Raw genomic sequence first — 12,844 nt, forward strand, 5'->3', positions numbered from 1 at the left:
CTTCGAGTTAACTCGAAGTCAAGCTCGAACGAGGAGAGGCCCACGGTGCTGACGATCGGGGCGGTGGCGCGCGCGTCCGGCGTCGCACCCACCACACTGCGCTACTACGAGCAGATCGGGCTGGTGCCGGCCCCCTCCCGGCAGGGCGGGCAGCGCCGCTACGACGATTCGGTGCTCGCCCGGCTCGAGGTGATCGGGCTGTGCAAGTCGGCAGGATTCACGTTGGACGAGGTCCAGCTGCTGTTCGCCGACGACGCGCCGGGGCGGCCCGTCAGCCGCAAGCTGGCCGAGGACAAGCTCGCCGAGATCGATGCCCGAATGGAGTCGCTGGCCCGAGCCCGGGCCGTCATCGAATGGGGAATGCGCTGCACCTGTCCGTCAATCGACGCATGCACCTGTGGCATTCACACCGGGGTGCCGGCCACCTAGGGAGAATGTGTTCCCCGCCACTCGTCGCGGACGTACGCTCACTCCGTTGTACGGCGAACGCGAAGGAGAGCATAGATGACCACAACCGAGCGTCCGGCCACGATGTGTGAGGCTTTTCAGCGGACCGCGTCGATCGATCCCGACGCCGTGGCGCTGCGGACGCCGGGCGCCACCCAGACGTTGACGTGGCGGGAGTATGCGGCGCAGGTCCGCAAGGTCGCCGCCGGCCTCGCGGGCCTGGGAGTTCGGCGGGGCGACACCGTGTCGCTGATGATGGCCAACCGGATCGAGTTCTACCCATTGGAAGTCGGGGCCCAACACGTTGGGGCCACATCGTTTTCGGTCTACAACACGCTGCCCGCCGAGCAGCTGACCTACCTGTTCGACAATGCCGGGACCAAGGTGGTGATCTGCGAGGAACAATACGTCGAGCGCATCCGCGCCAGCGGCGCAGCCATCGAGCACATCGTCTGCATCGACGGATCGCCGGACGGCACCCTGTCGGTCGACGAGCTCTACGCCGCCGCACCCGCCGACTTTGACTTCGAGTCCGCTTGGCGCGCGGTGCAATCCGACGACATCGTCACCCTCATCTACACGTCCGGGACGACCGGAAACCCCAAGGGCGTGGAGATGACCCACGCGAACCTGCTGTTCGAGGGCTACGCGCTGGAGTCGGTGCTCGGCATCGAGTTCGGCGACCGCGTCACATCGTTCCTGCCGTCCGCGCACATTGCCGACCGCATGACCGGCCTGTACTCGCAGGAGCTGTTCGGCACGCAGGTCACCGTCGTGTCCGACGGTCGCGCGATCGTCGCCGCGCTGCCCGACGTGCGGCCCACCATTTGGGGGGCCGTGCCGCGGGTGTGGGAAAAGCTCAAAGCCGGAATCGAATTCATGGCCGGTCACGAGCCCGACGACGTGAAGCGGCAGGCGTTGCAGTGGGCGCTCGGGGTTGCCGCGAAGCGGGCCGGGGCGCTGCTCTCCGGCGAACCGATGCCCGACGAGGTCGCGGCGGAATGGGCCCGGGCCGACGAATTGGTGTTGTCCAGGCTGCGGGAGCGGCTCGGCTTCGCCGAACTCCGGTGGGCCATGTCGGGTGCGGCCCCGATCCCCAGGGAGACGCTGGCCTTCTTCGCGGGAATCGGCATCCCCATCGCCGAGGTCTGGGGGATGTCGGAGCTGAGCTGCGTCGCCACCGTGAGCCACCCCCGCGACGCCCGGCTGGGCACCGTCGGCAAGCTGCTTCCGGGGCTGGAGGGCAGGATCGCCGAGGACGGCGAGTTCCTGGTCCGCGGCCCGCTGGTGATGAAGGGCTACCGCAAGGACCCCGCCAAGACCGCGGAGGCGATCGACGCCGACGGGTGGCTGCACACCGGCGACATCTTCGAGGTCGACCCGGAGGGCTACCTGCGGGTGGTCGACCGCAAGAAGGAGCTGATCATCAATGCCGCCGGAAAGAACATGTCGCCGGCCAACATCGAGAACACCATCGTGGCCGCGTGCCCGATGGTCGGCGTCATGATCACCATCGGCGACGGGCGGCCCTACAACACCGCGCTCATGGTCTTCGACGCCGACTCCGTCGGGCCCTATGCCGCCCAGCACGGCCTGCCCGACGCGTCGCCCGCGGCGCTGGCCTCCCACCCCGAGGTGATTGCCAAGATCGCCGCGGGGGTCGCCGAGGGCAACGCCAAACTCTCGCGGGTCGAACAGATCAAGCGGTTCCGCGTCTTGTCGACGTTGTGGGAGCCCGGCGGTGACGAGATCACGCTGACGATGAAACTCAAGCGCAAGCCGATCCACGCCAAATACGCGCCAGAGATCGAGGAATTGTATTCGGCCGACCCGCATCCGCACGTACACGAACCGTCCGACGCCGCGACGGTGCAACCGGCATGAGCGGCGGAGCGGCGGCCACCGCCCGCGAGATGGGGCGCGTCGGCGTACGAAAGGTGCTGCAGCGCACCGGGATCATCGGTGAGTCGGTCGCACCGTTGTCGACGGACCCGCCCGAGGTCGTCGAATTGCTGACCACGCCGTGGTACGTGGAGCGGTTGCGCAAGCTGGCTGACGACCTCGGGCGGGACCTGGACGGCGTCCGGGCCGAGGCGGCCGGGTACCTGCGGGAGATGGCGACGTCGCTGGACGAGCGGGCGGTGGAGGCCTGGCGCGGTTTCAGTCGCTGGCTGATGCGGGCCTACGACGTGCTGGTCGACGAGGACCAGATCGCGCAGCTCCGCAGGTTGGACCGCAAAGCCACGCTGGCCTTTGCGTTTTCGCACCGGTCGTACCTGGACGGCATGCTGCTGCCCGAGGTGATCGCGGCCAACCGGCTCTCGCCGGCGCTGACGTTCGGCGGCGCGAACCTGAACTTCTTCCCCATGGGGCTGTGGGCCAAGCGCACCGGCGCGATCTTCATCCGGCGGCAGACCAAAGACATTCCCGTCTACCGGTTTGCGCTGCGCGCCTACGCCGCGCAGCTGGTGCTGAATCATGCCAACCTGACCTGGTCGATCGAGGGTGGCAGAACCCGGACCGGGAAGCTGCGGCCGCCGGTGTTCGGAATCCTGCGCTACATCACCGACGCCGTCGACGAAATCGACGGGCCCGAAGTGTATCTGGTGCCGACGTCCATCGTGTACGACCAGCTGCACGAGGTCGAGGCCATGACCAACGAGGCCTACGGCGCCGCCAAGCGCCCCGAGGACTTCCGCTTCCTGATCCGGCTCGCGCGCCAGCAGGGCGAGCGACTGGGGCGGGCGTACCTGGACTTCGGCGAACCGCTGCCGCTGCGCAAGCGGCTGGAGGAGCTGCGAGCCGAGGAGTCCGGGACGGGCACCGAGATCGAGCGCATCGCCCTGGACGTGGAGCACCGGATCAACCGCGCCACGCCGGTCACCCCCACCGCGGTGGTCAGCCTGGCGCTGCTGGGGGCGGACCGGTCGCTGTCCATCACCGAGGTGCTGGCCACCGTGCGGCCGCTGGCGAGCTACATCGCCGCGCGCAACTGGGCGGTGGCCGGGGCGGCGGACCTGACGAATCGCTCGACGATCCGCTGGACGCTGCACCAGCTGGTCGCCTCGGGCGTGGTGAGCGTGTATGACGCCGGCACCGAGGCGGTCTGGGGTATCTGCCCGGATCAGCACCTGGTTGCGGCGTTCTACCGCAACACCGCCATCCACATCCTGGTCGATCGCGCCATCGCCGAGACGGCGCTGCTTGCGGCCGCCGAATCCTCAACGGATGGCTCGGTGTTGCCGGTCGCCGTGCGCGACGAGGCGCTGGCTCTGCGGGAACTGCTGAAGTTCGAGTTCCTGTTCTCGGCCCGGGCGCAGTTCGAGAAGGACCTGGCCGACGAGGTGCGACTGATCGGGCCCGCGGACCCCCTGGTCGACACCAGCAGCGCCGCGAGCGCGTCCTCCGTGCGCCGGCTGCTGGAGGAGGCGGACCTGCTGCTCGCCCACCTGGTCTTGCGGCCGTTCCTGGACGCCTACCACATCGTCGCCGACCGGCTGGCCGCCTATGAGGACGAGTCGTTCGACGAGGACGGCTTTCTGGCCGAATGCCTGCAAGTCGGCAAGCAGTGGGAACTGCAGCACCGGATCGCCAACGCCGAGTCGAGGTCGATGGAACTGTTCAAGACCGCGCTGCGCCTGGCGCGGCACCGCGAACTGGTCGACGGCTTCGGCGATGCCGGCATGGCGACGAGGCGGCGTGAGTTCGCCGACGAGATCGCCACGGCGATCCGGCGGGTCAACACCATTGCCGAGCTTGCGCGCACGTGCTGATTGCTACAGCAATCTGCGCCGATGTATGCGTCATCGGTCCGCCAACAGGCGTGAACCAGCGAGGCCGGGGCACACGGCCCGTTCGCTGACAGGATCGTCCCCACATCCTGCGGATGGAAGAACAATGTCTCGCGAATCGGTCCTACCGACCACTCGACGACGTCCCCGCCTTTGGGCGAGCCCCGCGATGAAACACGGCCGCAACTGATCCGGTAAGGGTGGGTCAGAGACCGTAGGGGACCCGATTCTCGGGGGACCAGTAGCAGGGGCGGGAACCACCGCCCCATCACCTGCCTCCCCTCCGGATTGCACGCCCCCACACCGAGACAGTTCCCGACAGCGGCAGGCATCCACCTCTGCGCCGCGTAGCGCGACTTGTTCACCCGCCGGACGAACCAATGCCGGACGTAGGTCGTGTCATGTTCGTCACCCGTTGCGTTTTGCGCGGTGTGCGGATTGCGATCGGAAGTCGGTCGGCCATCGGGACAGGCCACTTGAAACGAGGAGAATTTCCGGATGAGCCGAGAAGACCGCGTTCGAAAAGGTCATGAACTTGCGACCCGACGCCTGGAAGTCGATGTCGCCGATGGTCCCCCAACTGCCGCCGCAGGGCAGTTCGAAGCCTTTGACCGGTTCATCTCCGAGCGACTGGTCCCAATGCGGTTGTCAACCGACGACACCGAGGGCTTCCGGGCCCGGGCACGCTCGGTGAGTCTGGGGGATGTCCGGCTATCCGATTTGTGGGCCCGTGGTCCCTTCGTCGCTCGCCGTACCGTGCAGCTCATCACGGCCGGCTGCCCGGAGTACCTCAAGGTCGGCCTGCAACTCTCCGGGGTCGCCGGGATATCCCAGGGCAGTCGAGAGGCCGAGTTGAGGCCCGGAGACATCGTCTTGTACGACACCAGCCGTCCGTACCAGATCAGCACGGCCGCGTCGTTCCGCATGCAGACGGTGATGTTGTCCCGCGGGGCGCTGCGGCTGTCCCCAGCGCAATTGGAGCAGTTGCCGCTGCGGCCGATTAGTTGCCGGCAGGGTCTGGGATTGCTGGTGTCGCAATATCTCCGCGGCCTTAATCGGCAACTCGACGCCGGGTTGCATCCGGCGTCTTGTCATCTCGCCGATGCGTTGGTGGACTTGCTGGCGGCGCTGTTCGTCGAGGAGCTGGCGTCGGCATCCAGGGCCCCGACGGAATCCGACAACGGCAGAGCGGGCCTGCTGAACCGAGTCCGCGCTCATATCGAGAGCCGGCTCGCCGACCCACACCTCAACGTCGCGAGCATCGCCCGGTCGCACTACATTTCGGTCCGTTACTTGCAGAAACTTTTCGAAGAGCAGGGCGACACGGTGACCGGGTGGATTCGGGCTCAACGCCTCGAGCACTGTCGCAGGGACCTCGCCAACCCCGATCTTGCAGCACACTCGATCGGGTCGATCGCCGCCAACTGGGGTCTCGTCGACCAGCCGCACTTTTCCCGGCTCTTCAAGTCGGCATACGGGATGTGTCCGCGCGACTACCGGGGCCGGGAGATCGGTGTATTCGCCGCTTGAGGGGGCGTGCCGTCGACTGCCAGGGGCCCGCAACGCGGCAGGGATGACTTTCAACCGTCGCACCTCACTGCGGGTCAATCCTGGGTGGGCATCGCTGGATGCGGGCCACCACGCGGCCGCGGCGCAGCACATCGAAGATTTCCCCCGCCTCGACTCGGTCCAGGTAAGCGCTTGTGGTCGCACGCAGTTGGCCGATGCCGATCCGTGCGGGGGCAGGGTCGGCGCTCGATGGCATACCCTGCAGACTGATCAGTAGGTGGTCCACAACGGCCAGCGCCTCGGTCCGCGCCAAGGCCGTGTCCCGTGCTCGTGCGATCTCAAAGGTCAAGGCGGTCATTGCGCCCCGAATGGCGACCGCGCCCATAGCCGCCGTGTAACCACCGTGTCGCGGGGGGAGCAGCATATCGGTGAGCGCGCTGATCGGGGGCGCGTAGTACTTGTCGTCGAGCTCTCGCCAGCCGTCCCACCCCAGGACGGCCGGACCCTGTTCCAGCACGACGCTGTGATACGTGGCCTGGCCGCAACCGTCGAGGAATGTGGCGATGCCGGCACGTGCTTGCCCCAACGGATCGTGCTGCAGATTGATCGCTTCGGACATCCGCGTGCACAGGTCGCGTTGCAGGTGTTCGACAACCGCCACGAATAAGCCGAATTTGCTGCCGAAGTGGTGCTGTAGAGCGCCGCGGGTGGCGCGCGCCCGCTTGCAGATCTGCAAGTCGGTGGCGTCGGAATACCCGATTGTGGCGAAGATTTCACGGCCCGCCGCCAGGACGCTGTCCCTGGCGGCGTCGGCGGTGCGAGTGCCCGGCGGGGTCGATGCGGCCGTCGGTTCTTCCGGCCAATCAGGGTTGCGCTCGTCTGCCGGCGTGCTGTCTCCCCGGTCAACCACTGCGGGGCACCGGTCTGCCGAGAACGAGACGCTTGCGCACGCTGCGGGTTGTGGTCAAGTGTGCGGAGGCGGAAAGGCTCAGCGGAACCACGTTGTGGTCGCGGCGGATGTCGGCAATCTCAGTCATCTGGGTTACTCCGTTGATTGGCATCCCACACGTCCGCACGTGCGAAACGTGCTCACTTGACGAGGAGCCCGGCGTCGAGCGGCAACGTGATGCCGGTGATGTAGCGTCCGGATTCACCGCACAGGTAGACCATCGCCTCGGTGACGTCCTCGGGTTCGATCAACGGCACCGGGAGCAGGTTGACGAAAGCGGTCGCGAATGCTTGATGGTCGGCGGAGTAACGCCCGAACGCCTCGTTCTGGATCATTGGGGTCGCGACACCGGTCGGGTGCACCGAATTGACCCGAATCTTCTTCTCGGCGAGGGAAGTCGCGTAGTACCTCATCAGTCCCACCACCCCGTGCTTGGCGGCGGTATACCCGGCCAGCCCATGTTCGCGGCTGTCGAAGCTGAGGCCGATCGATTTCAGACCGGCCGCGGAACTGGTGATGACGATCGCACCGCCTTCATCCCGCCCCAGCATCGCGGGCAAGGCCGCCTCGATCGTGAAGTAGACGCCGTTGAGCATGACGTCGATCGCGTCCCGGTACGCGGACATGGTCGGCTGTGGGAGACCGGCGCCCGGCGCTATGCCGGCATTGGCCAGCACGAAGTCCAGGCGACCGAGTTCGGCGACCCCGTCGGCGACGACGGATTGCAGCCGCGAGAAGTCCCGGACGTCGGCTTGTTCGGCGACGATGCGGCGCCCGGTCTTCTCAACGAGGTTGACCGTCTCGTCGAGGTCTTCGCGCCGGGCCATCGGGTATGCCACGCTGTCGATCTGCTCGCAGATGTCGACCGCGATGATGTCGGCGCCCTCCTCGGCGAACCGCACCGCGTGGGTGCGCCCCTGCCCCCGGGCGGCCCCGGTGATGAATGCAACCTTGCCGCTGAACTTTCCCGTCATGATCCCCCGCCCATCCGCCTTGCCGCATGTGTTCGTCGGTCGTCGATTCGACTCCACTGTGACGGCCACCGAGTGCGCTCACTTGCTTGCAGGCGCAGGACAGTTGTTCCGGTGCGCCCAGTAGCGGCGGCTCGTCAGGGGCTGACTGTGCTGGCGACCCGAACGGGGGCGTCGGCCGACGCGCCGGTCCACGCGATGTACCCGTCGGGGCGCACCAGGACCGCGGGGCCGTCGTCGGTCCGCTCCGCCTGGGCGATGCCGGGGGCCTCGATCGGCGCGGTGCCCCGTTCGCGCACCAGCAGGTAGCCTCCGGCGCGTTGCAGCGCGGTGACGCACCCCTGGGCCAGCGGTATCTGGGTCGCCCGGGTGCCGACCGGCCCGCGCCGGCCGTAGCGCAGGGCCGAGCCCGAAAAACTGCCCGCCACCAGGTCGCGCACCGCTGGTATCCGAAGCAGGTTGGGCGCCAACAGGTTTCGCAGCAGCCGCGCCGGCCGCGGATGCAGGGTGACCGCGCGGGCAATCAGCCCGGACTGCAGGAGCACCCGTTTGCCGATCGGGTGACGCTCGGCGTGGTAGGTGTCCAGCAGGCTGTCGTCGGCACCGGCGAGCGCCGCGTCGATCTTCCAGGCCAGGTTGGCGGCGTCCTGGATTCCGGTGTTCATGCCCTGGCCGCCCATGGGGGAGTGCACGTGTGCGGCGTCGCCGGCGAGGAAAACCCGGCCGTGCCGGTACTGGCGGACCTGCCTTTCGTCGCAATGGAACCGGGACTTCCAGCTGATCTCGGTCACGCCGAAGTCCACGCGCATGGCGCGCGCCAGGACGGCGATCACCTCATGGTCGTCGACGGGCTCGCTGTCGGGCACCTGGTGGTTGCGATCCCACACCATGGCGCGATACCAGGAGCCGTCCGCGTCGCGGCGCCCGTAGGGCGCGAGGAAGCCCAGCGCGTCGCGGGTCGAGCCCATGCGCAGCCCCTCGCCCGAGGGCTCGCGGGCCAGCTTCACGTCAGCCAGCACGAGGGACGTGAGCAGCGTCTTGCCGGGGAAGTCGGCGCCCACCAATTCTCGGACGGTGCTGTGGGCCCCGTCGGCGCCGATCACGTAGCGCGCCCGCCAGACCTGCCGGTGCGCCGGATTGCCGTCGTCCTTGGGTCGGGCGGTCAGGGTCACGCCATCGGCGTCCTGGTCGAGTGCGACCACCTCGACGCCGCGGCGGATGTCGGCGCCCTGCGTGGTCGCGTAGCGACCAAGCGCGGCATCGACATTGGCCTGCGGCGTGACCAATACGAACCGGTAGGGGGAGTCCAGGTGCGTCAGGTCGAGGCGGGCACCGGCGAACAGCCGCACCCCCGGCGCGTGGTGCCCGAGCGCCAGCAGGTCGTCGGCCAGGCCGCGGGCATCGAGGACCTCGAGCGTGCGGGCCATGGTGGCGAACGCGCGGCTCGACGGGTTTTCCGACGGCCAGCGTTCCAAGACGGCCACCGATCGGCCGGCGCGGGCGAGGTCGCCGGCGGCCGTCAGCCCCGTCGGGCCCGCACCCACCACGAGAACGTCGACGTCGTTCATCGCGTCGCCCCTTCCGGTTCGGGGTACCACCGGCGGACGTCGCCCGGCGTGGACTCCGCCGCGCGGTTGAAGACGAAGCGGCAGTCGGGCTGCGTCGCATGCGCGGCGTTGACGATCGCCTCGAACAGCAGCGTGTTCCTCGCGACCAGCCTGATCCCGGCGCCGATCAGCACCGCGTCGTAGCGCTTGGCCTCCAGCCACCGGCGGGCCTTGTCGGCACCCGCCGCGCCGAAGTCGACCAGGCAGTTGTCGACCTGATATCCGGCGGCCCGGAGCGCCTCGACGTTGTCGCGGTTGGCGGCCCGCAGCGTGTCCTCGGACAACCCGGGGAACTGGGCGAAATCGGGGCCGGAGTAGTCGATCACGGCGGGGTCGAGCCCGATCTGTATGACGGTCACTGGCATGCCCGAGATCTCCTCCGCTTGAGTTCAACAGTTGTTGAAGTCAACGGTAGGCATTCGGTGGTTGGCGTGTCAACAGTTGTTGAATACACTCTCCGGCATGCCCGCGAAGCCGCGCGACGGAAAGGTCACCCGCGAGACGATCCTGGGCGCCGCGCGTGCCCAGTTTTCGGCGCATGGCTTCGAGCGCAGCACCATCCGCTCTATCGCGGCCGCGGCGGGCGTCGACCCCGCGCTCGTCATGCATTACTTCGGCAGCAAGGCCGACCTGTTCGCGGCGGTGTCGCGGCTGGAGATCGACTTTCCCGATCTGTCCGGCGTCGCCCCCGATCGACTCGCGGACGTGCTGGTGCCGCTGTTCATCGAGGTGTGGAACCCCGGGGGCTCGTTCCTGCCGCTGTTGCGGGCGGCCGCGACCAACCGGGCGGCCGCCGACGCGCTGCTGCGGGTCTTCGTCGAGCAGGTCGCTCCGGCGCTGGCGGCCATCGCCCCCGACCGCGCGGCCGAGCGCGCCGCGCTGGTGGGCTCGCAGGTCATCGGAATCGCGATGGCGCGCAATGTGGTGGGCGTGCCGTCGCTGACCGGCATGGCCGACGCGACGCTCACCGAGTGGCTGCGGCCGGTGCTGGCGCGCTACCTGACGGGTCCGGCGCCGTAGCGGGGTGGAACACCGCCGCCCGGCCTAGAGTCATGGACATGCCACTTTCAGGGGAATACGAACCGTCACCGTGGGATTGGGCTCGCGAATAGGCCGACAAGTACGCCGAGTCCGGGGGAACCGAGGCCGCGGACATGAAGGGCAAGCCCATCATCCTGCTGACCACCGTCGGGGCGAAGACCGGCAAGCTGCGCAAGACGCCGCTGATGCGCGTTGAGCACGACGGACGGTACGCCGTCGTGGCCTCGCTTGGTGGGGCGCCCAAGCACCCCGTCTGGTACTTCAACATCAAGAAGAACCCGCGGGTCGAGCTGCAGGACGGCGCGGTCACCCGGGACTACGACGCCCGCGAGGTGTTCGGCGAAGAGAAGGCGGTCTGGTGGGAGCGCGCCGTCGAGGCCTGGCCGGACTACGCCGAGTACCAGAAGAAGACCGACCGCCAGATCCCGGTGTTCGTCCTGACGGCGGTCGACTGACTTCCGGAGCCGGTCGGCATGGCACCATTGATCGGTGTCCGCCGAACTGAGCCACCACCCGAGCTCGCCGATCCCTGCGCCGCTGACCGCGGCGGACATCGACGGCGCGGCGAAGCGGATCGCCTCGGTGGTGTCGCCGACCCCGCTGCAGTTCAGCGATCGGCTCTCGGCGATCACTGGCGCGCAGGTATACCTCAAGCGCGAGGACCTGCAGATCGTGCGCTCCTACAAGCTGCGCGGCGCTTACAACCTGCTGGTGCAGCTGTCCGACGAGGAGCTGGCCTCCGGCGTGGTGTGCTCGTCGGCGGGCAACCACGCGCAGGGGTTCGCGTACGCGTGCCGGACGCTGGGTGTGCACGGGCGCGTCTACGTCCCGGCCAAGACGCCCAAGCAGAAGCGTGACCGGATCCGCTACCACGGGGGCGACTTCATCGAGCTGATCGTGGGCGGGGCGACCTACGACCTCGCCGCCGAGGCGGCGCTGGCCGACGTCGCGCGCACCGGCGCCACCCTGGTGCCGCCGTACGACGACCCGCGCACCATGGCCGGCCAGGGCACGATCGCGGTCGAACTGCTCGCCCAACTCGACGCGGAGCCCGACCTCGTGGTGGTTCCCGTGGGCGGCGGCGGCTGCATCGCGGGCATCACCACGTATCTCGCCGAGCGGACCGCCAACACGGCGGTCCTGGGCGTCGAGCCGGCCGGCGCCGCGGCGATGATGGCCGCGCTGGCGGCCGGGGAGCCGGTGACGCTGGACCACGTCGACCAATTCGTCGATGGCGCCGCCGTCCGCCAGGCCGGGGCGCTCACCTACGCCGCCCTGGCCGCGGCCGGCGACATGGTCTCGATCACCACCGTCGACGAGGGCGCGGTGTGCACCGCGATGCTCGACCTGTACCAGAACGAGGGGATCATCGCCGAGCCGGCGGGTGCGCTGTCGGTGGCGGGTCTGCTGGAAGCCGACATCGAGCCGGGCGCAAGCGTGGTGTGCCTGATCTCGGGCGGCAACAACGACGTCTCGCGCTACGGCGAGGTGCTGGAGCGCTCGCTGGTCCACCTGGGGCTCAAGCACTACTTCCTCGTCGACTTCCCCCAGGAGCCGGGCGCGTTGCGCCGGTTCCTCGACGAGGTGCTCGGGCCCAACGACGACATCACCCTGTTCGAGTACGTCAAGCGCAACAACCGCGAGACCGGCGAGGCTCTGGTCGGCATCCAGCTGGGATCGTCGGCCGATTTCGACGGCCTGCTCACCCGGATGCGGGCCACCGACCTGCACATCGAGGCGCTGGAGCCGGGATCGGCGGCCTACCGCTACCTGCTGTAGGCCGCGTGCGGCGTCGACCGTCGACTTGTGGCGGTACTCGCGGGTAAACCGCGCAAACAAGTCGACGTTCGGCGGCTAGCGCAGGTAGGACGGCAGGGGCGTCGCGGGATCCAGATCGGTTGCGGCGACGGGCGTGCCGGCGGTCAGGCGCAGGGGCACCACGCCCGCCCAGTGGGGCAGCGCGCGATCCTCCGGATCGTCGACGGGAGCACCGGCGCGCACCTTGGCCGAGACTTCGAGCAGGTCGAGCGCCAGCACGCCCGTGGCCGCGAGCTCGCGCGCGTCGGGTCTCCGGCAGTCCGCGGCGCGACCGGGCGCGACGTGGTCGAGCAGGCGATCGAGGGCCCGTCGCTTCTCGGCCTCCCCATCGACCACCCGGGCGGTGCCGTGCACCACCGCGGAGCGGAAGTTCACGGAATGGTGCATCGCGGCGCGGGCGAACACCAGCCCGTCGACGAGCGTGGCGGTGACGCATACGGTCAGGCCGCCCGCCGGCTTGGCCGCCAACATCGGGCCGCCGCCGGAGGATCCGTGCAGGTAGAGGATCTCGCCGAGGCGGGCGTGCGTCATCGGCAAGACGACCGGGCGATCGCCGCTGAGGTACCCCAGGTGGCAGATCAGCGCCTCGTCGAGGATGGCGTGCACGGTTGCGCGGTCGTAGTGCGCGCGCTCGCGGTGGCGGGTGGGGGTGGTGCGGGGTGTCGGTCGGTAGCCGGTGTCCACTCGATTGCCCTCATTTTTGTTCTAGTA

11 protein-coding genes and 1 pseudogene are annotated in these 12,844 nt (G+C 68.7%); 7 read left to right on the forward strand and 5 right to left on the reverse strand.

Annotated elements, in window-relative coordinates:
• The first annotated feature begins 45 nt into the window (after nucleotides 1-45).
• The 4 genes from G6N56_RS01595 (at nucleotide 46) to G6N56_RS01610 (ending at nucleotide 5,768) form a co-directional block, all read left to right on the forward strand.
• Nucleotides 46-429 carry a MerR family transcriptional regulator gene (locus G6N56_RS01595; RefSeq protein WP_085253717.1) on the forward strand — a complete coding sequence of 128 codons (384 nt, stop codon included), beginning with the start codon at nucleotides 46-48 and terminating at the stop codon, nucleotides 427-429.
• Nucleotides 430-504: 75 nt separating this feature from the next.
• On the forward strand, nucleotides 505-2,331 hold the full coding sequence (gene fadD11 / locus G6N56_RS01600; RefSeq protein WP_085253718.1) for a fatty acid--CoA ligase FadD11: 1,827 nt from the start codon (nucleotides 505-507) through the stop codon (nucleotides 2,329-2,331).
• Nucleotides 2,328-4,220, forward strand: coding sequence for a lysophospholipid acyltransferase (locus G6N56_RS01605; RefSeq protein WP_085253719.1), 1,893 nt, complete (start codon nucleotides 2,328-2,330; stop codon nucleotides 4,218-4,220). The genes fadD11 and G6N56_RS01605 overlap by 4 nt, the downstream gene beginning before the upstream one ends.
• Nucleotides 4,221-4,736: 516 nt before the next feature.
• Nucleotides 4,737-5,768: an AraC-like ligand-binding domain-containing protein gene (locus tag G6N56_RS01610; protein ID WP_085253720.1), complete on the forward strand. Its 1,032-nt coding sequence runs from the start codon at nucleotides 4,737-4,739 to the stop codon at nucleotides 5,766-5,768.
• 64 nt (nucleotides 5,769-5,832) lie between these two features.
• Here the strand turns inward: G6N56_RS01610 and G6N56_RS01615 are convergent, their stop codons facing one another.
• From G6N56_RS01615 to G6N56_RS01630, 4 genes are all read right to left on the reverse strand, one after another.
• Nucleotides 5,833-6,657: a TetR family transcriptional regulator gene (locus tag G6N56_RS01615; protein WP_085253721.1), complete on the reverse strand. Its 825-nt coding sequence runs from the start codon at nucleotides 6,655-6,657 to the stop codon at nucleotides 5,833-5,835.
• Between the two features lie 179 nt (nucleotides 6,658-6,836).
• A complete protein-coding gene (locus G6N56_RS01620) occupies nucleotides 6,837-7,670 on the reverse strand; it encodes a mycofactocin-coupled SDR family oxidoreductase (protein ID WP_085253722.1) in 834 nt (277 codons plus the stop codon).
• 134 nt (nucleotides 7,671-7,804) lie between these two features.
• The gene (locus G6N56_RS01625) at nucleotides 7,805-9,235 is read right to left on the reverse strand and encodes an FAD-dependent oxidoreductase (protein ID WP_085253723.1); all 1,431 of its coding nucleotides are present in this window, start codon (nucleotides 9,233-9,235) and stop codon (nucleotides 7,805-7,807) included.
• Nucleotides 9,232-9,639, reverse strand: coding sequence for a hypothetical protein (locus G6N56_RS01630; protein ID WP_085253724.1), 408 nt, complete (start codon nucleotides 9,637-9,639; stop codon nucleotides 9,232-9,234). Before G6N56_RS01630 ends, G6N56_RS01625 begins: the two co-directional genes overlap by 4 nt.
• 97 nt (nucleotides 9,640-9,736) lie before the next feature.
• Between G6N56_RS01630 and G6N56_RS01635 the strand changes: the two genes are divergently transcribed.
• The 3 genes and pseudogenes from G6N56_RS01635 (at nucleotide 9,737) to ilvA (ending at nucleotide 12,094) form a co-directional block, all read left to right on the forward strand.
• Nucleotides 9,737-10,294, forward strand: coding sequence for a TetR/AcrR family transcriptional regulator (locus G6N56_RS01635; RefSeq protein ID WP_085253725.1), 558 nt, complete (start codon nucleotides 9,737-9,739; stop codon nucleotides 10,292-10,294).
• Nucleotides 10,295-10,332: 38 nt separating this feature from the next.
• Nucleotides 10,333-10,770 (forward strand): annotated as a pseudogene (locus G6N56_RS01640) (nitroreductase family deazaflavin-dependent oxidoreductase).
• A 34-nt stretch (nucleotides 10,771-10,804) separates the two neighbouring features.
• The gene (gene ilvA / locus G6N56_RS01645) at nucleotides 10,805-12,094 is read left to right on the forward strand and encodes a threonine ammonia-lyase (RefSeq protein WP_085253726.1); all 1,290 of its coding nucleotides are present in this window, start codon (nucleotides 10,805-10,807) and stop codon (nucleotides 12,092-12,094) included.
• 75 nt (nucleotides 12,095-12,169) lie between these two features.
• Here ilvA and G6N56_RS01650 read toward each other — a convergent pair whose 3' ends face one another.
• Nucleotides 12,170-12,817, reverse strand: coding sequence for a pyridoxamine 5'-phosphate oxidase family protein (locus tag G6N56_RS01650; RefSeq protein ID WP_085253727.1), 648 nt, complete (start codon nucleotides 12,815-12,817; stop codon nucleotides 12,170-12,172).
• Between the last annotated feature and the right edge of the window lie 27 nt (nucleotides 12,818-12,844).

The sequence above is a fragment of the Mycobacterium saskatchewanense genome (assembly GCF_010729105.1).
GTDB classification, from domain to species: domain Bacteria; phylum Actinomycetota; class Actinomycetes; order Mycobacteriales; family Mycobacteriaceae; genus Mycobacterium; species Mycobacterium saskatchewanense.

What these genes read in the sequence shown, in the direction of transcription:
- fadD11 (WP_085253718.1), top strand. Translation starts at nt 505, where the DNA reads ATGACCACAACCGAGCGTCCGGCCACGATGTGTGAGGCTTTTCAGCGG.
- G6N56_RS01605 (WP_085253719.1), top strand. Translation starts at nt 2,328, where the DNA reads ATGAGCGGCGGAGCGGCGGCCACCGCCCGCGAGATGGGGCGCGTCGGC.
- G6N56_RS01610 (WP_085253720.1), top strand. Translation starts at nt 4,737, where the DNA reads ATGAGCCGAGAAGACCGCGTTCGAAAAGGTCATGAACTTGCGACCCGA.
- G6N56_RS01620 (WP_085253722.1), bottom strand. Translation starts at nt 7,670, where the DNA reads ATGACGGGAAAGTTCAGCGGCAAGGTTGCATTCATCACCGGGGCCGCC.
- G6N56_RS01625 (WP_085253723.1), bottom strand. Translation starts at nt 9,235, where the DNA reads ATGAACGACGTCGACGTTCTCGTGGTGGGTGCGGGCCCGACGGGGCTG.
- G6N56_RS01630 (WP_085253724.1), bottom strand. Translation starts at nt 9,639, where the DNA reads ATGCCAGTGACCGTCATACAGATCGGGCTCGACCCCGCCGTGATCGAC.
- G6N56_RS01635 (WP_085253725.1), top strand. Translation starts at nt 9,737, where the DNA reads ATGCCCGCGAAGCCGCGCGACGGAAAGGTCACCCGCGAGACGATCCTG.